The sequence below is a fragment of the Capnocytophaga sp. oral taxon 326 str. F0382 genome (genome assembly GCF_000318295.1).
In the GTDB taxonomy this organism is placed as follows: domain Bacteria; phylum Bacteroidota; class Bacteroidia; order Flavobacteriales; family Flavobacteriaceae; genus Capnocytophaga; species Capnocytophaga periodontitidis.
Genome location: NZ_KB291432.1, coordinates 49,429 through 68,874, shown reverse-complemented (window position 1 = coordinate 68,874; position 19,446 = coordinate 49,429). Strand labels below are relative to the sequence as shown.

21 protein-coding genes and 1 tRNA gene are annotated in these 19,446 nt (G+C 36.3%); 7 read left to right on the top strand and 15 right to left on the bottom strand.

From position 1 onward, the window contains the following. Positions 1–52: 52 nt before the first annotated feature. From HMPREF9073_RS09715 to HMPREF9073_RS09700, 4 genes are all read right to left on the bottom strand, one after another. On the bottom strand, positions 53–2,218 hold the full coding sequence (locus HMPREF9073_RS09715; protein ID WP_009413563.1) for a DUF262 domain-containing protein: 2,166 nt from the start codon (positions 2,216–2,218) through the stop codon (positions 53–55). Then, complete coding sequence (locus HMPREF9073_RS09710) at positions 2,208–3,695, bottom strand: DUF262 domain-containing protein (RefSeq protein ID WP_009413562.1); 1,488 nt, start codon at positions 3,693–3,695, stop codon at positions 2,208–2,210. Before HMPREF9073_RS09710 ends, HMPREF9073_RS09715 begins: the two co-directional genes overlap by 11 nt. Further along, positions 3,688–3,882 carry a DUF262 domain-containing protein gene (locus HMPREF9073_RS09705; RefSeq protein ID WP_009413561.1) on the bottom strand — a complete coding sequence of 65 codons (195 nt, stop codon included), beginning with the start codon at positions 3,880–3,882 and terminating at the stop codon, positions 3,688–3,690. Before HMPREF9073_RS09705 ends, HMPREF9073_RS09710 begins: the two co-directional genes overlap by 8 nt. Positions 3,883–4,053: 171 nt before the next feature. Next, the gene (locus HMPREF9073_RS09700) at positions 4,054–4,404 is read right to left on the bottom strand and encodes a hypothetical protein (RefSeq protein ID WP_034555778.1); all 351 of its coding nucleotides are present in this window, start codon (positions 4,402–4,404) and stop codon (positions 4,054–4,056) included. Positions 4,405–4,845: 441 nt separating this feature from the next. Between HMPREF9073_RS09700 and tsaE the strand changes: the two genes are divergently transcribed. After that, positions 4,846–5,262 (top strand): tRNA (adenosine(37)-N6)-threonylcarbamoyltransferase complex ATPase subunit type 1 TsaE, encoded by a 417-nt coding sequence (gene tsaE, locus HMPREF9073_RS09690; RefSeq protein ID WP_009413558.1) that lies wholly within the window; start codon positions 4,846–4,848, stop codon positions 5,260–5,262. A gap of 4 nt (positions 5,263–5,266) precedes the next feature. Further along, positions 5,267–6,292 (top strand): o-succinylbenzoate synthase, encoded by a 1,026-nt coding sequence (locus tag HMPREF9073_RS09685; protein ID WP_009413557.1) that lies wholly within the window; start codon positions 5,267–5,269, stop codon positions 6,290–6,292. Here HMPREF9073_RS09685 and mnmD read toward each other — a convergent pair. Beyond that, complete coding sequence (mnmD, locus tag HMPREF9073_RS09680; protein WP_009413556.1) at positions 6,255–6,914, bottom strand: tRNA (5-methylaminomethyl-2-thiouridine)(34)-methyltransferase MnmD; 660 nt, start codon at positions 6,912–6,914, stop codon at positions 6,255–6,257. The two genes, HMPREF9073_RS09685 and mnmD, sit on opposite strands and share 38 nt — an antisense overlap. Before the next feature lie 31 nt (positions 6,915–6,945). Continuing rightward, the gene (locus HMPREF9073_RS09675) at positions 6,946–8,103 is read right to left on the bottom strand and encodes a hypothetical protein (RefSeq protein ID WP_009413555.1); all 1,158 of its coding nucleotides are present in this window, start codon (positions 8,101–8,103) and stop codon (positions 6,946–6,948) included. 264 nt (positions 8,104–8,367) lie between these two features. Between HMPREF9073_RS09675 and HMPREF9073_RS16580 the strand changes: the two genes are divergently transcribed. The 4 genes from HMPREF9073_RS16580 (at position 8,368) to dnaB (ending at position 11,866) form a co-directional block, all read left to right on the top strand. Further along, positions 8,368–8,535: a hypothetical protein gene (locus HMPREF9073_RS16580; RefSeq protein WP_369699437.1), complete on the top strand. Its 168-nt coding sequence runs from the start codon at positions 8,368–8,370 to the stop codon at positions 8,533–8,535. 27 nt (positions 8,536–8,562) lie between these two features. After that, positions 8,563–9,615: a branched-chain amino acid aminotransferase gene (locus tag HMPREF9073_RS09665; protein WP_009413553.1), complete on the top strand. Its 1,053-nt coding sequence runs from the start codon at positions 8,563–8,565 to the stop codon at positions 9,613–9,615. An 88-nt stretch (positions 9,616–9,703) separates the two neighbouring features. Continuing rightward, positions 9,704–9,777: transfer RNA gene (locus HMPREF9073_RS09660), tRNA-Arg, on the top strand. Positions 9,778–10,291: 514 nt separating this feature from the next. Further along, on the top strand, positions 10,292–11,866 hold the full coding sequence (gene dnaB / locus HMPREF9073_RS09655; protein WP_009413551.1) for a replicative DNA helicase: 1,575 nt from the start codon (positions 10,292–10,294) through the stop codon (positions 11,864–11,866). Here dnaB and HMPREF9073_RS09650 read toward each other — a convergent pair. Further along, positions 11,863–13,551 carry a hypothetical protein gene (locus HMPREF9073_RS09650; RefSeq protein WP_009413550.1) on the bottom strand — a complete coding sequence of 563 codons (1,689 nt, stop codon included), beginning with the start codon at positions 13,549–13,551 and terminating at the stop codon, positions 11,863–11,865. The two genes, dnaB and HMPREF9073_RS09650, sit on opposite strands and share 4 nt — an antisense overlap. Positions 13,552–13,600: 49 nt before the next feature. On the opposite strand from HMPREF9073_RS09650, the gene HMPREF9073_RS09645 reads away from it, so the two are divergent. After that, on the top strand, positions 13,601–15,103 hold the full coding sequence (locus tag HMPREF9073_RS09645; RefSeq protein WP_009413549.1) for a GH3 auxin-responsive promoter family protein: 1,503 nt from the start codon (positions 13,601–13,603) through the stop codon (positions 15,101–15,103). 89 nt (positions 15,104–15,192) lie between these two features. Here the strand turns inward: HMPREF9073_RS09645 and HMPREF9073_RS09640 are convergent, their stop codons facing one another. The 8 genes from HMPREF9073_RS09640 to HMPREF9073_RS09605 form a co-directional block, all read right to left on the bottom strand. Then, positions 15,193–15,660 carry an energy transducer TonB gene (locus HMPREF9073_RS09640; RefSeq protein ID WP_009413548.1) on the bottom strand — a complete coding sequence of 156 codons (468 nt, stop codon included), beginning with the start codon at positions 15,658–15,660 and terminating at the stop codon, positions 15,193–15,195. Positions 15,661–15,762: 102 nt separating this feature from the next. Then, positions 15,763–16,305, bottom strand: coding sequence for an energy transducer TonB (locus HMPREF9073_RS09635; RefSeq protein ID WP_009413547.1), 543 nt, complete (start codon positions 16,303–16,305; stop codon positions 15,763–15,765). 14 nt (positions 16,306–16,319) lie between these two features. After that, entirely contained in the window at positions 16,320–16,775 is a 456-nt protein-coding gene (locus HMPREF9073_RS09630; RefSeq protein WP_009413546.1) for an energy transducer TonB, read from the bottom strand. A 14-nt stretch (positions 16,776–16,789) separates the two neighbouring features. Next, positions 16,790–17,209 carry an energy transducer TonB gene (locus tag HMPREF9073_RS09625; RefSeq protein WP_009413545.1) on the bottom strand — a complete coding sequence of 140 codons (420 nt, stop codon included), beginning with the start codon at positions 17,207–17,209 and terminating at the stop codon, positions 16,790–16,792. Position 17,210: 1 nt separating this feature from the next. Continuing rightward, positions 17,211–17,633, bottom strand: a complete 423-nt coding sequence (locus HMPREF9073_RS09620) for an energy transducer TonB (protein ID WP_009413544.1) — start codon at positions 17,631–17,633, stop codon at positions 17,211–17,213. An 8-nt stretch (positions 17,634–17,641) separates the two neighbouring features. After that, positions 17,642–18,109 (bottom strand): TonB family protein, encoded by a 468-nt coding sequence (locus HMPREF9073_RS09615; RefSeq protein ID WP_009413543.1) that lies wholly within the window; start codon positions 18,107–18,109, stop codon positions 17,642–17,644. Between the two features lie 85 nt (positions 18,110–18,194). After that, a complete protein-coding gene (locus HMPREF9073_RS09610) occupies positions 18,195–18,917 on the bottom strand; it encodes an energy transducer TonB (RefSeq protein ID WP_009413542.1) in 723 nt (240 codons plus the stop codon). A gap of 124 nt (positions 18,918–19,041) precedes the next feature. Continuing rightward, positions 19,042–19,446 (bottom strand): energy transducer TonB (locus HMPREF9073_RS09605; RefSeq protein WP_009413541.1); only part of this gene is annotated, 405 nt, incomplete at its 5' end.

Below are 19,446 nucleotides of genomic sequence, written 5' to 3'. Positions count from 1 at the left end.
AAAACGCCCTCACAAAACAAAACTTTTCAGACAGCCTCCTTTTCTTTTTTACTTACTCAAAGATTTTAAGCAACTCGTCTTTACAATCTTGTCCATCTTGTCTATTTTGGGTGATTTGACCATTGTACCACCATACATATTCTTTATCATCGTAAGTAAAATGTACATTCCAGCCCCAGAAGAAAGGAATTTTCTTACCATTCAGTTCTAATTGTTGCCCAGTAGAAATAATACCTTTAGCAACAGCTTGAGCTAATTTTTTATTTCGCTCATTGGTAACAATGTATTTAAACCTTTCGTTACGACAATTATAAGGGTACAGAATATAATTATTAGATTCCCAACGTAAGTAACATTCTTCACAAATAGCTACCAATAGCTCTGTTTGATACAAATTTGTATGAGTTTTTTTACGTAGCTTAAAATCATTATCATCTTCATCTCCTTTTTGTAAAGAAGAATCTTCTATGATAAATTGCTCTAACTTACTTTCATTGTCTAACAAAAGTAAGAAATATTTAACCCAACGATTATCAGTTTTTAAAATTCTTTTCCAAGTTTCTGTAGATGAATCAAAAACAAGTCTACTCCAGAACAAATACCAATTGTCAAACCTACTTACTAAAGCACGAATGAGTAGTGCATTTTCACGATATTTACCCTTAACTCCCTTCTCTTCAAACATTTCTTTGGCTACTTCGTAACGTTTTTTGAAGAGGGGTAAATCATTTTCAGTTTCAAGGAGTAAGAAACCTATATCTCCTTTAAACATAGGGTGGTCTTCAGCTTCCCAAATAGCATCTTTCCACTCAGGATTAGCTACAATACGTTCTGCTTTCTGCTTTTCTTGTGTAACTTGATAGGAAGCAAAGTTTGATTGGATAGCAGTTTTGCTGAGATACCAATAAATATCTTGTACTCCTTCCAAGAGTTCACTCATTAGTTTGATAGCATAAACAAAAGTTTGAGCACTATCAATAGTAGCATTCTCAACAATATTGCGTACTACTCTTATGAAATCTTCACTAATATTATTTTTGTCTTTCGCCTCCATAAAAAGTTCACTAAGAGCATAAAAGAAAATGCGTTGAGGGTAGGTAGCCCCTTTATAAAACTCTCCTGTTCCTTTGTTTTCGTCTTTAATAAATTCTTTAAAAAAGCCTCTTTTATTATTAGGATTGTAGTATTTCCATAGTTCTGTTTCTATTGAAATCTTTTCTACTGGGCTATAGAAGTCCAAATAAGACGTGAAACGCTCAAAATTGCTTTTTTCAAAGTCTTCAACTCTTACACTGAGGGGATTGTTGAATAGTTCTTGGATTCTTTTTTGCTGTGCCTCACTATTTTCTTTGAGCGCATAACCTATCATAGCCATACCTGCAAAAAAGTTGATTACCTCATAGTCGATAATATTCTCTTCTCCTCTGTATTCCCAAAAAAGGTCGGTATAGATAGTATCCATTTTGAAAGAAAAAGAGTCTTTTTCTTTAATGTTTTCCTCCCAACCATTATCAGCAACACGTTTTACCAAACTTGCTTTGAAGTTTTCAAAATTAGAAAGCTGCTTTCCACGCGCATTCATTTTGAGGTAAAGTTCATCAGTAAGATGATGCTCTTCCAAATCAAGCCAGTAAAAAGTAACAGCTCCTTCCTCAAGTGGTTGCCAATAACGTTCTTCACTTATCTTTTTGTCTTTCAACAGTTCGTGGATAGTGTCAAGGGTATTAAGCATACCTTTTACAGTGGGGTCGTGTTTCCACGCATCAAAGAACCAAGTACAATTGCATATTGCCTGTGACGGAATGCTTGAAGTGAAGTCTATCTGGGTGCTTTCATCACTTATTTTTTGGGTAAACTCATCAGCATATTGGCGCACGCGATAGCTAAGAGCAACATCTTTTAGCAATGAAGGTTTCTGTAAACGTTGCGCAAGGTACCAATGTAATAAATACAAAGTAGTGATACGTTGTTGTCCATCTAATAGATACACTTTATTTTTGTTTCTTTTGCCATATACAAAGTCTAACTCAATATTCTTTTGGGGATAATTCTCAACAGCAGCAATGAGAGACCCTAAAAAAGTCTTGCGTATTTCTTTTGAACGTTCATCAGAACGCCCTTGTGCATAATCGCGTTGTATGATAGGAATTTCAAAAGAAATAGCATCGCTATACTCACTTTTTAAAAAGTTTAGTAAGGTGTATTTTTTATTTTCCATTATTTACAAAGGTGTTAAAGGTTGTTATAATACTTTGGTGATAATTATCTTTGTCATCTTTTGTCCAAATAGAAAGGTCATTAGCTTTTGGAGTGTAATATTTTTGGAAGACGTTTTTAGTACAAAGAGGAATAAAAGTTCCTTTTTTGTCTTCTTCAATAATTCTCATACGTTTAAGAGGAAATATGATATTTTTGTATGATCTATTAGTTCCCGAATCCAACAAAGTGAGATTAGAAATCTCATTAATATTCTCATTGTCAAAACTTTTCTTTGAAAGTTCGCTTGTTACCTTTTCTACCAAAGAAGATAATTTTTCCTCTTCAATCTCTTTTAGAGATAGTATATCTTCAATCTCTTTTCTAAAGGTTTTGCTGATATATTCCTTATTTTCTCTCAGCCAAGCCTTTTGAACGTCTTTATTGTTGGTGTCAGTAGCAATAGCGTGAATATGCTCTATGTCCCAGTTCATTGTTTTAAACTTATTGAAAGGAAAACGATAGGCTTTTTCTTCTGATTGCAATATTGAAATGATATTGAAAAGCAATAAAGCTTTCCTTTCCTTGCCACTGTTGTAATACACATTCTCTAAATTGTTTCCAAAACTGCTAATTATTTTAGCAAATTCAGCTTTTAAAGCCTCTTTAAAAGCAGTTTTTAAATTGCTTTGTAGCTTTAAGTCAAAAATAGTATTAATATTATACCCCAAATGAATAAGAGCTCCAACAAGATGGTAATACTCAAAGTCTTTAAACCATTCTTTAAGCGTTAAGAAGTTATTTCTTACCTCATTCCACTGTGTTTCTACCCATTGCTTTTTATTTTCAGCATTTTTATAGGCATTGTAATAAACATTGAAAATAGGGTATTCACCTTGATAATTTTCTTGCTTTTTTACTACCTCTGATAAGCTAAAGATATAATCTATAGGGGTAACAGGAGGCGTATTAGCGGTTATAAAATACCAAAATTCATCTTCTTCTAATTCGTTTTCTATTTTATCCCATTGTTGTGCTACTACCCATTCTCTTTGAGTAGAAGTGTCTGTTAAGGCAATCAAGAAAAGTGCTTTGATAAGTTCTGCTTCTGTAAGTGGTATTTTGTTGCTATTAATACGAGTAAATAGCTCTATGCTATCCAACTCATTTTCTACTTCATACCAAATCACTTTACATTTCTCTAATAATTTTTTCACCCAAACCTCTTTCTCTTTTTCACTTTTCTTAGCAAACCAATCTTGTATAGTTCGATAAGCTTGAAAAAAGTGATAGTTGTCTACATTATCTTTTTCAGAATATGAAGCTACCCAATCATTCCACTCTCCAGAAATACCTAAAGTAGCTATCTTTGTTAGAAACTCAGCACTTTGCTCACGTGTTTGGTAGGTAATATCGAATAAATGTTGCCCTAAGTATTGCAAAATAAGGTAAATGGTGGTACAACGTTGCTGCCCATCAATAAGTTCTTTTTTAATCATTATCCGCTTTTATAACAATAGGTTGCAGACAGTAAAACTCATTTTCTTTAGGTTCAAACTCATTGAGGTCGTCTAATAGTTGTCTTACCTCGGTAGCTGTCCATTTATAACCACGTTGGTAATCTTTCACTAAAAAGTGAAAACCTCGAAAGTTTTCAATGGATTTTAATTCTAATATTTTTGACATAAATTTAAATTTTTCTAATTCTCTAATAGCATTGCTAATGGTTTAGGTTTCTTAAGTTTTATAGCTAACTGATTTTTCAAAATCTCCCCCTCTTTAATCCTCTGTTCCAAGTATGCGAGGGGGAGATTATTTTAGCTAGAATTAGCTTGTGAAACTTAAGTTGAAAATTCTTTAGTTGCGTTTGCTCCAACTTCTACCTCCATTTTTAGAGACATAGAGTCCTTTCGAGGTAGTGGCTAAGAGCTCTGAACCATTAGCTGAAATGGACTGAAAATCTCCGCAAGAAGACCCTGTATAACGGCTACTCCAACTTCTACCTCCATTAATAGAGCCGTATACTCCTTTTGAAGTGATAGCGATAACCTCATTACCATAAGAAGTAAGGTCATAGAATGCTCCATTGCTAGAGCCTGAATAACGAGTGCTCCAGCTTCTGCCATCATTGGTAGAGCCTTCAATTTTGTTACTGTTGGTGGGACAAATTCTCAATAATTCGCTCCCTAAGTTAATTAAATTTGCCATATTGTTGAAAATTAATTGGTTTATTCTCTTTTTTAATGTACCAAGCGCAGGCTTCCTATTACTTCGTCTGGAGCCCGACCAAAGGCTAACACAAAAGCAAAAAGGAATACCTGCGCTTATTAAGGCAGGCATCTCGGCACTTGCTTTCCTTGTGTTATTGAAATGTTTGGTCGTATTCCAGAACAGGAAAATCAAAGCGAAACGCTATATCGTTATGTTTTTATACTTTTATCGTATATTTATTTATCTTTTTAATCGCGACAAATGTACAAACTTTTTTGGATATGTATTCCTTTTTGTGTGAAAAAGTTTTACTTTTCTTTTTCTGCCGGCAAAAATACACTCCTAACCGGTCAAACTGCGACCAGCTAATTAGAAAAATTGCTAATTTGCTAATTTCTCAATTATTAGTACCTTTGCCCAATTAAAGGAACAAACTTTATGGAATTTACTTATACTTTATCCGAAATAGATACTATTGCCGAAAAAATTCTTCCTTATTTGCAATCCAAAGTGGTGATTTTCAAAGGAGGAATGGGCTTTGGTAAAACCACCCTTATCAAGGCTTTGGTACGAGCTTTAGGCAGTACCGATAATGTGAGTAGCCCTACTTTTAGTTTGGTGAACCCTTATGAAGGCACTAATGATAAGATTTACCACTTCGATTTCTATCGTATCAAAAATGAGGAAGAAGCCTTTGATATAGGCTTTGAAGAATACCTCTATTCGGGCGATTGGTGTTTTATTGAATGGGCAGAAAGAGTTGAAAAATACTTGCCAGAGACTTATACCATAGTCGAATTGATACAGATAGACAAAAATCATAGAAAATTAAAAATTAGCGAATTAGCAAATTGATATTATGATTAAACATACTCTCAATTTTAAACGTCCTTCGGGGACATCAAGAGGGGTGCTTACCTCCAAAGAAACCTTTTTTTTGGTAATAGAACAAGAGGGCAAAAAAGGCATAGGAGAATGCAATCTCTTTCGTGGACTTAGTGCTGATGATGTACCTGATTATGAAGCTAAACTGCAATGGGTAGAACAACATCTGCATTTGGGTGAAGAGGCATTGCTCAAAGAACTCGTTGCCTTTCCTTCTATACAATTCGGTGTGGAACAGGCTTTTAGATCGGTAGCAGCATCGCAGTGGTACGAACTTTTTTCTTCCGCTTTTACAACGGGAAAAGACGCAATTCCTATCAACGGACTTATCTGGATGGGCTCTCCCGATTTTATGAAAGCACAGATAAAAGAAAAACTCGCTCAGGGATTTCGTTGCATCAAAATGAAGATAGGCGCCATCGATTTTGAAGAGGAATATCGTATTTTAAAAGCCTTGCGCAATGAGTTTTCAGCAAGTGATATAGAGATAAGGGTGGATGCTAATGGTGCATTTCAAGCAACTGAAGCACTGGTGTATTTAGAACGATTAGCTGCCCTGCAATTGCACTCTATTGAGCAGCCTATACGCGCAGGACAGTGGGAAGTTATGGCTGAACTATGTGAACAAACACCCCTTCCTATCGCCCTCGATGAGGAATTAATAGGGGTATTTACTTCTGAAGAAAAACAACGACTTCTAAGAGAGATACAACCGCAGTATATCATTTTAAAACCTTCGCTCATAGGAGGTTATCGAGGTTCTGAAGAGTGGATAACGCTTGCCGAAACATTGGGTATCGGTTGGTGGGTAACCTCAGCTTTGGAGAGCAATATAGGGCTCAATGCCATCGCGCAGTGGACGTACACACTTCGCAGTCCAATGCCTCAAGGGTTAGGTACAGGAGCATTGTATACTAATAACTTACCTTTTCCGCTTTATGTGGAAAACGGACATTTGGGCTTTAATCCTTGTGAGCGCGTAACATTTCCCTTTTCATAGGCGGTCCTGGTAATCGTTCCACCGTAAAGCCACAAGCCTGCATCGCACGGCGTACACTACCTTTGGCAGCATAAGTTACCAAATAGCCTCCTTGTTTGAGGGAAGTGTACATTTGTTGGAAAATAGCTTCTTGCCACAATTCTGGTTGTACTTGCGCCCCAAAAGCATCGAAATAAATAAGGTCAAAACTATCGACATCGTTAATAGTTTCAAAACGTTGTAGTCGTTTTTTGAAGCTGAAAGTAGGAGATAGAGCAACAGTTTCATCCCACGGGCAGCAGTGCATCTGTTTAAAAATAGGGGATAGGGTAGGGGAGAGCACTTCCGAAAAATTCATTTGTGAGGCTTCCTCCCACGAAATAGGATAGGCTTCAACTGTTTCGTAACGAATGTTCAGTTGTAAGGCATTGTGTTCCTTGTAAGTAACCAAAGCATTGAGCCCTGTGCCAAAGCCAATTTCTAAGATAGAGATGCTCTGGTGGTCAAATAGTTGCAGTCCGTTTTTGATAAACACGTGCTGCGTTTCTTGAAGTGCGCCGTGTACTGAGTGATAGGTCTCATCTAATTGCGGAATATAGAGGCTGGTAGAGCCATCGGAGGTTTTTATAAGTTCGTGAGTCATTGTTTAGCTAACAAGTGAAAATTGTAATATATTACATCTTTAGGTATATATTTTGCATAGTCTCAGCATCTAATTTTTTAATTTTTATAGTACTTTTCTTTTTATTATTACCATTATGGCAGTCGATTTGATAGGTTTTATCAGGTAAGGGAGTGATTTTTGTGCCGTAAAGCTTTCCGTCTTCATTGATTAAGAACCCTATAACTTGCTCATTTTTTAAAAGCTTTGTAAATTCTTCTTCACTTTTATTGAGTAGATAAGATAAAAAATTAAGACGTTCTTTAGAAGAGATAGCTTCTGTTTCAAAAGCATTGTTGAGTCCTTTTATTAAATCACTAAAAGCTTCAGTAATAGAGTGTTTATACGTTATAGGTAAAAGAGTGTACAAGGAGGTAATGAAAATATCAGAAGCTATTGTTTCTTCATTGTCATATCTTTTCATTAAAAAATAGTATTCTTTAAGTTGTTGCTTGTCGTCTAAATAGTAGTATATACTTGCGTTAGGCGTTCCTTTTTCTACAGAGATACTATGCTTTCTCGTATGAAAAGTACGTCCTCCTGAGAGCAAATCACCTACTAATTCATCGTCTTTTTTATAGATTTTTAGGTTCATCAAATCTTCCTTATCCTCATAAGCTACTGTAATAAAATCCTTTTCTAAACTAAACAACCAAGCGTTGATTATATCGTGATACATTACAAACAAACACTTATGCGGACTGCCATTTTTGTAATTAGTGATTGTTAGATAAGTAACTTTGTCAATTTTTCTTTCTTTAAATACAGTGCCATCGGTTACAGCCTGCCCGTTTTCTACTTTTGCTATCTCATCTAACTTGATGGGATAGTTATTATTTTCTTTTCCAAGAGGAGCAAAGCAGTATTCTTTTATTTTTTTACCCTTTTCGTACTCATCTACTCGAAAGTTTAAAGGCATTTTACCTTTTTGAATAAAAAAACCTTCATAAGGTTGTCCTTTTTGATAAGTTCCCGTATATGAAGATTGCGGTTTTTTAAGAATAATAAAAACGTTGCTATGTGTAGTTAGTTTTTCACCCTTGGCGTTAAGGCGGTATAGTTCATAAAAATTTTGAGGGTACTCCCATCCTCCTACAATAGAATCACGTTCCTGCGCTGAGGTATATCCTATGAAAAAAGAGATAATAAGTATACTATAAATTGTTTTCATTTGTTTAAAAAGTGTTATTTGTTAAATATAATTGTTTCATAGTTAGTGTATTGAAGAACACACAATAAAGATTTTTGTCTTTTAAACGACAAAGTTAAAAAATATTTTGTACCTTTGACGAAAATTTAAGAATTAAAAACTAAAAAATGACAACACTTACTAATAACTACAATAATGATGTTTTGACCGTAGACTACGTAGATGAAAATGAACTTCCAGAAGCTCTATTACAATCTATTGATAGAGGGCTAAAAGACCTTGAGAATGGAAGAAAGAAAAGCAATGAAGAGGTACAAAGAAGGGCTAGAATGCTTATTGAAAGATAGAAGACACAATTTTTCAATATTCTATAGAATTCTTGAAGAACAAAATGAAATAGAAATTATAGCTTTTTGGGATAATAGAAATGATCCTGAAAAACTACAATTCTAATAAATAAGAACTAAAAACTAAAACAATATGAATTTAAAAATTGAAAAAGTAAAAGAAAGTCGTATCAACCAAATAGACTTTTCAAAACTGAGTTTTGGTAAAACTTTTGCTGACCACATGTTTATCTGTGAATACAAAGATGGACAGTGGCAAAACCCAACCATCAAACCTTATGCTCCTATTACCCTTGAGCCTTCAGCAAGCGTATTCCACTACGGGCAAGCTGTTTTCGAGGGAATGAAAGCTTATAAAGATGACAACGGACACGTTTTTCTCTTCCGTCCGCAAGAAAATTACAAACGTATCAATAAATCCTGCTCACGATTGGCAATGCCTGAGTTCCCTGAAGAATGGTTTGATAAGGCTCTTCGCACTCTTGTAGATATCGATAGTGAGTGGATAAAACCAGGATTTGGCAATGCCCTCTATTTGCGCCCATTTATGATTGCTACTACTGCTGGCGTACAAGCTGCCCCAGCTAAAAACTACCTCTTTATGATTATTACCGCCCCTGTACAGGCTTATTACAAAGGCGATGTGAAAGTAAAAATAGCCGACTATTACAGCCGTGCTGCTAATGGTGGTTTTGGTTTTGCTAAAGCTGCAGGTAACTACGCAGGTCAGTTTTTCCCTACCCAAGAAGCTGCCAATGAAGGTTACCAACAAGTGATGTGGACAGACGATGCTACGCACCAATTCTTAGAAGAAGCAGGTACAATGAACCTATGGTTCCGTTTTGGTGATACCCTTGTTACTTGCCCTACCAGTGAGCGTATTCTCGATGGGGTAACTCGTAAAAGTATCATTGCAGTAGCCGAAAAATTAGGTATCAAAACAGAAGTTCGCCCAGTGAAAGTAACCGAACTTATCGAAGCGGCTGAAAAAGGTGAATTGAAAGAAGCATTTGGTTGTGGAACGGCAGCAGTGATTAGCCCTATATCTGGATTTGGCTATAAAGGCAAGGATTACAGTGTAAATCGTCCTGCTGAATTATATACCGATAAAATCAAACAAGCTATACTTAACATTCAGTATAACAAGGCTGAAGACCCATTTGGATGGAGAGTACAAGTGAAGTAAGAAAAAAATAATTGAAAAAAAGTTGTTTAAAAATTTGCAGGTTTCAAAAAAGGTTGTACCTTTGCACCCGTAAAACAAAAACAACAATGGCCTCGTGGCGCAACTGAATAGCGCATCTGATTACGGCTCAGAAGGTTACAGGTTTGAATCCTGTCGAGGTCACAAAATAGGACATAGATCCTGCGGTGGGGGACGCTTCTATTGATAAGCTATAAAGCCCGCACCTCCAGCACCTCAAGGCTAATATTTATTAATTAGTTTTGAGGTGTCTTTTTTATAAAGTCTTGAATTCTCTTAATTTTGTATACTTTTACTTGATTGTCAGGAAAAATAACAACTAAAGTTTTTATTCTTCTATAAAATGCATCACTGCACTTTGTCAAAGTCCTTGGACTTTGACAAAGTGTATGAATCTGATAATCAATCACTTTTAGAGTATATTGTGTACGGGCGTTTTGCAAACGCCTCCCTAAAAATAAACTTATTTATTAGCAATCTATTTTTGTTTAACTATAAATTGAAAGCAGTCAGGATTTTTATTTCCGTCCTCAATACCTTCTACATTTGTAATATACTAAAAAATCAGCAAATCGGCAAATTGTTATCAACACCTTATTAACAATGGCTGTGAGTAAATAATTACGGCAAGTATCATTCTTTTTTGTACTTTTGCGCTATGAATGAATCTGAAAATATAATAGTTCCTGAAATTACACCTCAATATCAGCGTTTTACTCAGCAACAGACGAGTATTGAACGCGGTAAACTCCCCCCGCAAAACCTCAATGCCGAAGAAGTAGTGCTTGGCGCTATGCTCATTGATAAACGCGGTGTTGACAACGCTATCGATATGCTTAGCCCCGATGTGTTCTACAAAAAACAACATCAATTAATTTATCAAGCTATCTTTGAACTTTTCAACCAATCGTTACCTATCGACCTTATCACAGTTTCTGAACAATTGCGCAAAGATGGCAACTTAGAAGCTGCAGGAGGAGAATTCTATCTTATCAACCTCACTCAGCGCGTATCGTCGTCTGCCAATGTGGAGTTCCACGCTCAATTGATTTTGCAGACGTTTATCAAACGCCGCTTGATAGAACTTTCGTCTGAAATTATAGAAGATGCTTACGACGAAACTACCGATACTTTTGAGTTGCTTGACCAAGCGGAACAAAAACTCTATGAGGTTACCCAAAACAACCTAAAACGCTCTACTGAAACAGCAGGTGATTTGGTGTATAAAGCGGTAAAGAAAATCGAAGAATTGTCTAATAAAACCGATGGATTTAGTGGAGTGCCATCAGGGTTTACAAAATTAGATGAACTCACTTCGGGGTGGCAAGCGAGTGACCTTATTATTGTGGCAGCGCGCCCTGGTATGGGGAAAACAGCACTCACGCTCTCTATGGCACGCAATATCGCTGTAGGGCAAAAAATACCGGTGGCTTTCTTCTCTTTAGAAATGTCGTCAGTACAGCTTATTACCCGTTTAATCTCTTCAGAAACAGGACTTTCCTCCGAAAAACTTCGTACCGGTAAATTGGAAGCCTACGAATGGGATGTGCTCAACAACCGCGTGAAAGACCTCGAAAAAGCCCCTTTATATATAGACGATACCCCTTCTATTTCTATTTTCGACCTTCGAGCCAAAGCACGCCGACTTTCCTCACAGTATGGCATTCAGCTAATTGTAATTGATTATTTACAGCTGATGACTGCCGGAGGTAACAAAGGAGCTGGTAACCGCGAGCAGGAAATTTCTACCATTTCGCGTAACCTCAAGGCTCTTGCCAAAGAGCTCAACATACCAGTAATTGCGCTTTCACAATTGTCGCGTAACGTAGAGGCACGCCCTGGTCACAAACGCCCTCAACTATCCGATTTGCGTGAATCAGGGGCGATTGAGCAAGATGCTGATATTGTATCGTTTATCTATCGTCCTGAGTATTACAAAATAATGGAATGGGACGACGAAGCTCAAACTCCTACTGCTGGACAAGCCGAATTTATCGTAGCAAAACACCGTAATGGTGGGTTAGATAATATACGTTTGAAGTTTGAAGGTCATTTAGGTAGATTTGCAAATTTAGATGAATATAGCAGTGGAGGTTTCTTATCAACAGTACCTCAAGAGTTTACTTCTAAAATGAACGAAAATGTAGCTTTTGATGCCGTGCCAATGGCGAACCCTGCTCAGGCTTTTGGAGCTCTTTCCACCACCTCAACCGACGACGATATACCTTACTAAAAATACTCTTGGAGTGTGTGAATATCCAAGAACCCTTTTTTGCCATTCTTCTCTATTGCATAAAATGATGTCGAGAGAGGAATGGCTTTGTCGTATTGGGCTGAGGTTTGCGGGTAGAATCCTATCTTGCCGTCCTTGTATAAATAGATAACATCGTTTTCTTTCTGCTCAATTTTATCGAATACAAAAGGTAATAACTGTTTGCCTTTCACATATTTTATAACAGTAGGGAGCATCCCAAGTATAAAGATGGAAGCTCCATCTTTGTCTTTAAAAAAGAAATTGTTGTAGAGATTTTGTATTTCTTCATCTGTATAGTTTGTAGCTTTTGAATAATCGTAGTAAAAAAGACCTACTTTTCCCTTGCGTTTTACACTGACTAAGTGCGGGAATAAACGTGTTCTTTGCTCTTCTTTTTTATCCCAACTTAAGTAGCTTCTCTCGTAATAGTCTCTTGCATTTATAAAAGCGATTTCCTCTTCAGCATTGCGGTCTATGAGGCGGTATCTCTCGTCAGCTACTTCACTGTCACTTATCAGAGGAGTATCTTTAAAATCTATATAATGAGTAATGTTTTTCTCAATCGTATCTTTATTGAGGCGATACACTTCCTCGCGAAAACTGAGCCCACAATAACCTCTATAAGCTTTTGGTAATTTTGCAACTTTCTGTCCATCCATATCGTATAGTTCTACTCCTTTTTCAGTAAGAGCTTCTATACCTATGTTGTACAAATAAGCTACTTTTACCCCTTTGAATTTGATAGGTTGATGCTGGTAATTATAAAACTCTAAAGAATTTTTATTCTTGCCAATGACTCCGTATTCATTGTAGTAAATGGTGTCATAGGATTTAGGTAACACTTTGTGGTTAAAGCGATTTACCAACTCATATTGTTTTCCTTGGGGTCGAAGTGTTAAAAACTCATTTACATTCCAATAGTTTATCCATTTGGTATAACGCATCTCTATAGGAGGCAGTTCTTCCATTTTGCTAATATTTCTTTGCCAACTATAGCGATCTAATGTTGCGATTGTCTTTTTTTCTTTCGGAGGAAAATAAATTTTTGAAATATAAGGGGTGTTATCTCCGCCTTTTAAGTCAGAGAGTAAGAAAAAGTATCTTCCTTTACCTACATCTAAAATGAAATAAGCATAATATTGGAATTCGTAAGATTCCCATCGTGGTAGTGTGTCTTTAACAATATGAGACCACCCCTTCTCGTCTTCAATGATAAGTCTCTCACCCTTATATGCTTTGGTCTCAAATTCTAATTTTCTTTCGCTGGCTACCGAAGTATTGAGCAAACTAAAGCAATGTGTCTTCTGTTTTTTTAACATCACAGTAGGGTCACCAAAGTTTTTGCCAATCATTTCATCAAGTATAGTAGGGCGCACATCTTTCATTTCAATAAAAGCGTCTTTTCGCAACTGTAAATCATTGTAGCTAAGTTCTTTGTTATCCATTGTCCAAAAAGGTGTATAGGCGTAGAAAGTACTATCGGGCAAGGGTTTCCTGCGGAAGTTTAGCAACATCGCTACATAGTTACCGTTCTTCTTTTGGTGATAAAAATGATATTCTTTATCGATAACTGCTATGAGCGAAACATCTTTAGAAGGAAGAATAAATTGCGCTTGTAAGGGCAATATCCCACACAAAACGCATAAAATTAGTGCTTTCATCATATTGAAATTAAAAAAAGTAGTATCTTTGCGGAGTCAAACAGACTTCATTATGATCAAATCATATTTATCCAAAATATTTGCCTCTATCGTTAAAAAAAAGATAGACCGTTGGGCTAAGGCTCCAATAGACACACAACAAAAAGTATTCCAGTCACTTATAGAACAAGCTAAAAATACGGCTTTTGGGCGCGACCACCATTTTGAGGAAATTAAAACCTATCAAGATTTTGTGGCTCGCGTACCTATACGAGATTATGAAGCCTTACGCCCTTATATCGATAGGGTAGTGGAGGGTGAAAAAAATGTACTTTGGAAAGGTAAACCGCTCTATTTTGCCAAGACTTCGGGTACTACCAGCGGGGCGAAGTATATCCCTATTACCAAAGACTCGATGCCCTTCCATATTCAGGCAGCACGCGATGCCATTCTCTGCTATATACACGAAACTAAAAAAGCTGATTTTGTGGAAGGAAAGATGATTTTCTTGCAAGGAAGTCCTATTTTAGGCGAAAAACACGGTATCAAAACAGGGCGACTTTCGGGGATAGTAGCGCACTATGTGCCTGCTTATTTGCAGCGCAATCGTATGCCGTCATACAAAACCAACTGTATAGAAGATTGGGAAACCAAAGTAGAAGCCATTGTTACCGAAACTTTTTCTAAAAATATGACCCTTATCAGCGGGATACCTTCGTGGGTGCTGATGTACTTCGAGCGATTGTACACGCGCTCTGGCATTAAAGTAGGAAAACTGTTTCCTAATTTCAACTTGTTTATTTATGGGGGGGTGAACTACGAGCCTTATCGCCAACAGTTTGAGCATCTTATTGGTCGTAAAGTGGATAGCATAGAACTCTATCCTGCCAGCGAGGGATTCTTTGCCTATCAAGATAGTCAAACGGAAAAAGGAATGCTCTTATTGCTCAATTCGGGTATTTTTTACGAGTTCGTAGAAGCCGATACTTTCTTTAGCGATGCCCCCAAACGAGTGGCTTTACAGGACGTACAATTGGGAGTAAACTATGCGCTCATTATATCTACCAATGCCGGACTTTGGGGCTATAATATAGGCGACACCGTGCAATTTACCTCGTTGGCGCCTTACCGCATAGTAGTTACGGGGCGCATCAAGCATTTTATTTCGGCTTTTGGCGAACACGTGATTGGCAAAGAAGTGGAAGAGGCAATGCGTGAGGGCTTAGAGGCTACGGGAGCACGTATCACAGAGTTTACGGTTGCCCCTCAAGTGAATCCGGCAGGAGGTGAATTGCCTTATCACGAATGGTTTGTAGAATTTGAGCAAAAACCTACTGATATGAAACGCTTTGCCCAAGTGATAGACGAGGCATTGCAAAAACAGAATATGTACTACTACGACCTTATACAAGGAAAAGTACTCCAACCGCTTAAAATAACCGAAGTACCTGAAGGCGGTTTTGCCTCTTATATGAAGTCGCAAGGCAAACTCGGCGGACAGAATAAAATACAACGATTAGCAAACGATAGAAGCGTGGTGGAGCGATTAGTTGTTAGTAGTCCGGTTAGGCATTAGAGGCTAATGGCTGTAACGATATGAGCTATGGAAGCAATTTATAAGACTGCAAATATAAGAAGTATTTTTTTCATAGCCGTTATTACTACTTAATCTGCCAATCTAAAATTGATAGGGCATCGAAAACGCACCGCTATTGGCTTACCACGTTGGAGAGCGGGAATGAAACAAGGTAAACTTTCAATTAGGAATTTAGCTTCTGATTTGAGGTCTTTATCAGTGCCAATAACTTCAAGTACTTTTACGGTACCATTTTTCCTGATAGCAAACTCTACTACCACCTTCTCTTGTATTCCTTTCCTTAAAGCTCTTTTAGGATAGCGAAGATGAGTGATAATATGTTCGTTGAGATGTTGCTTGAAACAATGTTCTTGTTCATTTTTATCTACATCCTTACAAGCTTCAAACATAGGTTTTTGCTCTATAATAGCAAAAGGAATGTCGTATATACCTTCATCTTCATCTTCTTGTGTATAGCTATTGGTTGTGATAGAATTAGAGCTTTTACAAGCTATTATCAGTACAGCCATTACAAATAAAAGTGCAATTTTTTTCATAAATATAAATTTAAAGAAGCAAAAATAAGAATAATTGGCTAATTAGCCAATTATCAAATTAGTTAATTCTATTGCCGATGTGTTTCTTGTAGCTGTCTTTTATTATTGAATGATAAAATTAATAGGGTAAGCAAAAGTTGCTGTTATGGGCTTTCCTTTTACTTTTCCTACAGTAAAATGGGGTAATGCTTCAATAATGCGTTTGGCTTCGCGCTTCAAACTTTCATCTTTACCTCGTGTAGCGAGCACTGTTACAGAGCCATTAGTATTGATGCAGAATTGTACAATAACTCTTCCTTGTGTCATTTCACAAGCAGTCCCTTGAGGTATAATCTTACGTATATACGTATTTACGTGTTTGTCTAACTGCTTTTTAAAGCACTCCAATTGTTGTACCTCTGGAATATCTTCACACTCCTTAAATCGCGGTTTTTCCTCTACCCAATGATAAGGAATCGTGTCATTTTCTTCTATTTCAGTAGGAGCACTATAATAAGTATTATCATTGTATTTAGGTAAAGTACACGTTTGTATATCTACCTTCAATATTGGTAGTGGAGTAGCCTTGTTCTTTTTCTTTTGTCCATAACTATTACCTATTCCCATCAGTAAAAGTACTAAAAATATAAAGATACTATTTCGCATAATATAAAAAATCGTTAGTGTTGAACTATAAACTTCACAGGGTAACTAAAAATTACCGCTACGGTTTTTCCGTTTTGTTTACCAGCAGTAAGACAAGGTAAACTTTCGATAATGCGTTTGGCTTCATCTTCAAATACTTTAGGTAATCCAAAACTATTTACTCTCAACACTTTTGAAAAACCATCAGTACCTATACAAAAACTTACAAGTACTCTACCTTGCCCACAAAATTCTATAGGGTAGCGCAAGTGTGTTGCGATATGTTTGTCAAGCTGTTGTTTAAAACAAATAGTTTGTTCATTGTTAGTTAAGTTTTCACATTCTTTAAATATTGGCTTTTTTTCTACTATTCCATAAGGAATCGTATCAAGATTTGAAATATCTGAAGCTATTGGTTCTCCACAACGTACTTGTGAGTAACTTGTTAAAGTTACAAAGAAGAATATCATAAAGGTAATAATTACTTTCATTAGTATCTTAACTTTTAAAATAATTCAAATCGTATAGGCCATAACATTTTTACTACTACAGGTTTCCCATTCTGTTTGGCAGGAATAAAAGGCGGAAGACTTTCAATAATAGATTGTGTGACAGCTTCCCAATCTTTATCTGTACTTTTCATTTGAAGTACTTTGGTAGTACCATCGGGATTGATACAGAAACTCACATTCACTCTTCCCTGAATAAAACCACAAGTGCCTTGAGAAGTAATACTTTTGATATATTCCCTTACAATTTTATCCATCTGTTCTTTGAAACATTGGATTTCTTGAGTTTTAGCTACCTCTTTACATTCTACGAATCTCGGTTTTTCCTCTACATTAGCATAGAAAAGGGTATCAGTTTGCGAATAGGTGTTGTAGTAAGTGATTGCAAACAATAGTATTAGTAATAACTTTTTCATTTTATTGTTCAATTTTAAAATTGACAATATGCGAAAAAGTTACAGCAACGGGCTTGCCTAAATGTTTGCCAGGGATAAAAGGTGGTAGAGTTTTGATAACGCGTTCCGTTTCCTTTTCTAATAGTTTATCAATTCCTCGTACTTCTAAAACAGTAACACTGCCATCGGTATTGATACGGAATTTTAATTTCACCTTCCCACTGATACCCATCTCAAGTGCTGCCATAGGATACTTGTAGTATTTGAAAATGTGTTTGTCTAATTGCTCTTTAAAACAACCGAATTGCTTTTCTTTCAAACTATCCTTGCACTGTTCGAACATTGGTTTTTCTTGCACAAATGTATAAGGTAAAGTAAAAGGGTCTTCTTGACTATAAACAGTATAACCTAATAGTAAAAACAATAGTAATAGAAATCTTGTCATAGTAATTGTTAATTTTTGTATGTTAGCTTAAAATTGATAGGATAACTAAAGGTTACAGGAACAGGTTTTCCGCCTTGTTTGCCAGGAATAAAAGTAGGTAGTTTTTCAATAATCTCTTTGGCAACAGTTTCTAAAAGTTTATCAGTTCCACGAACGCCAATAACGGTTACAGAACCATTAGTGTTAATTTGAAAGTTTATATTTATTCTGCCTTCGATTCCTTTGTCAATCGCTTCTTTAGGATAATAGAAATACCTAATCACGTGTTTGTTGAGCTGTTCTTTAAAACACTCTGCTTCTTTTTCTTTTGAAACATCTTCACAAGCCATAAATTTAGGTTTCTCTTCTACTACGTAAAAAGGAATAGGGAATTCTTCTTCTTGCACCCCTTTGGCGTTAAAATCGCAACTTACTATTTGTGCATAGCTATAGCCTGCAAAAAGAAAAGTAAATAGTATAAGTATTTTTGTTTTCATTAGGTTTAAAATTGTTTATAAAAATAGTCGTTAGTAATTGGGTGTTAAGGATAACAACACAATACTAACGACTAAGGTTTAAAAATTAATGACTTAATTTGAAATTGATAGGGTAAGCAAAGGTTACAGCAGTAGGTTTGTTGCGTTGTTTGCCTGGAATTAGCTTTGGAATTGTACTGATGATGCGTTTTGCTTCGTCCTCTAATATTCTATCGGTGCCACGCACACCCAAAATGCTGATAGTGCCATCGGTATTGATGCGGAAACTTACATTCACACGTCCTTCAATGCCCATATCAAGAGCAGCTTGTGGATATCTGAAGTTGTTTTTCACGTGTTTGTCTAAGTGTTCTTTAAAACAACTCATTTGCTCACTTCTAGGCACATTTTTACATTCTTGGAAAAGAGGTTTGTCTTCAATTACTGCAAAAGGTACTACTATTTCTGGATTTTCATCTTCTACCACTGGGATACTTTCAGGTAGCGCAGGGGGAGTAGGATCACTAGGGTCAGTACTCCCGATAGGCACTTCATCCACAGGATCGGTACCGTGAACTACTTCTATTTCCTGAACAAGCTGTGGTGGAGGGGCTTGTTGAGGCATTTCGGGGGTAGGCAATTCGATGATAGGGTCTGGTTCTTCACAAACTACTATTTTATCATCTATATAATAATTCGGGTTGCCTTCATTATAAGTTTTTGCCTCAAATCCCCATAAGGTAAACCCAGAGATAGCGGCAAAACCAATTGCAAAGAACAACCCACTTTGTTTAGCCAAATCGGCTTTAGGGTTCTTTTTGAGTTGCATAATGATTTTTCTTTAAAAGGTTATTAAAATACTATCAACAAAGGTTTAAAAAGCTTTCTAACTGTTTGTTATAAGCTATAAATCAACAAGTGTGCCAAAATTTAAAAGGGTGAAAATTTACTCACTACAATAGATAAAAGTTGATAGGATAAGTTATCGCTACTTCTGTTGGTTTCCCATCTTTATCTTTGGCAGGAATAAGTGTAGGAAGGCTCTCGATGATACGTTTAGCTTCGTTTTCTAAGAGTTTATGAGGTGCTTTAACACTTATTGTTGTGATAGTCCCATCGGTATTGATACAAAAGGTAATATCAACTCTACCTACTATCTTTTTCTTTATGGCTTTTTCAGGATATTTAAAAGTATCTCTTACGTGTTTGTCTAAGCGTTCTTTAAAACAAACAAATCTTTTGTTTTCAGGGATATTTATGTTTTCACATTCTTTAAATTGGGGAGGTATTAGTTCTTCTAAAGTTTTTTCTTTTTTATCCTCTGTTTGTGCATAGCTAAAACCTACAAAAAGTAGTGT

Coding starts and splice junctions, on each gene's coding strand:
- HMPREF9073_RS09715 (WP_009413563.1), bottom strand. CDS start 2,218: ATGGAAAATAAAAAATACACCTTACTAAACTTTTTAAAAAGTGAGTAT.
- HMPREF9073_RS09710 (WP_009413562.1), bottom strand. CDS start 3,695: ATGATTAAAAAAGAACTTATTGATGGGCAGCAACGTTGTACCACCATT.
- HMPREF9073_RS09705 (WP_009413561.1), bottom strand. CDS start 3,882: ATGTCAAAAATATTAGAATTAAAATCCATTGAAAACTTTCGAGGTTTT.
- HMPREF9073_RS09700 (WP_034555778.1), bottom strand. CDS start 4,404: ATGGCAAATTTAATTAACTTAGGGAGCGAATTATTGAGAATTTGTCCC.
- tsaE (WP_009413558.1), top strand. CDS start 4,846: ATGGAATTTACTTATACTTTATCCGAAATAGATACTATTGCCGAAAAA.
- HMPREF9073_RS09685 (WP_009413557.1), top strand. CDS start 5,267: ATGATTAAACATACTCTCAATTTTAAACGTCCTTCGGGGACATCAAGA.
- mnmD (WP_009413556.1), bottom strand. CDS start 6,914: ATGACTCACGAACTTATAAAAACCTCCGATGGCTCTACCAGCCTCTAT.
- HMPREF9073_RS09675 (WP_009413555.1), bottom strand. CDS start 8,103: ATGAAAACAATTTATAGTATACTTATTATCTCTTTTTTCATAGGATAT.
- HMPREF9073_RS16580 (WP_369699437.1), top strand. CDS start 8,368: ATGGAAGAAAGAAAAGCAATGAAGAGGTACAAAGAAGGGCTAGAATGC.
- HMPREF9073_RS09665 (WP_009413553.1), top strand. CDS start 8,563: ATGAATTTAAAAATTGAAAAAGTAAAAGAAAGTCGTATCAACCAAATA.
- dnaB (WP_009413551.1), top strand. CDS start 10,292: ATGAATGAATCTGAAAATATAATAGTTCCTGAAATTACACCTCAATAT.
- HMPREF9073_RS09650 (WP_009413550.1), bottom strand. CDS start 13,551: ATGATGAAAGCACTAATTTTATGCGTTTTGTGTGGGATATTGCCCTTA.
- HMPREF9073_RS09645 (WP_009413549.1), top strand. CDS start 13,601: ATGATCAAATCATATTTATCCAAAATATTTGCCTCTATCGTTAAAAAA.
- HMPREF9073_RS09640 (WP_009413548.1), bottom strand. CDS start 15,660: ATGAAAAAAATTGCACTTTTATTTGTAATGGCTGTACTGATAATAGCT.
- HMPREF9073_RS09635 (WP_009413547.1), bottom strand. CDS start 16,305: ATGCGAAATAGTATCTTTATATTTTTAGTACTTTTACTGATGGGAATA.
- HMPREF9073_RS09630 (WP_009413546.1), bottom strand. CDS start 16,775: ATGAAAGTAATTATTACCTTTATGATATTCTTCTTTGTAACTTTAACA.
- HMPREF9073_RS09625 (WP_009413545.1), bottom strand. CDS start 17,209: ATGAAAAAGTTATTACTAATACTATTGTTTGCAATCACTTACTACAAC.
- HMPREF9073_RS09620 (WP_009413544.1), bottom strand. CDS start 17,633: ATGACAAGATTTCTATTACTATTGTTTTTACTATTAGGTTATACTGTT.
- HMPREF9073_RS09615 (WP_009413543.1), bottom strand. CDS start 18,109: ATGAAAACAAAAATACTTATACTATTTACTTTTCTTTTTGCAGGCTAT.
- HMPREF9073_RS09610 (WP_009413542.1), bottom strand. CDS start 18,917: ATGCAACTCAAAAAGAACCCTAAAGCCGATTTGGCTAAACAAAGTGGG.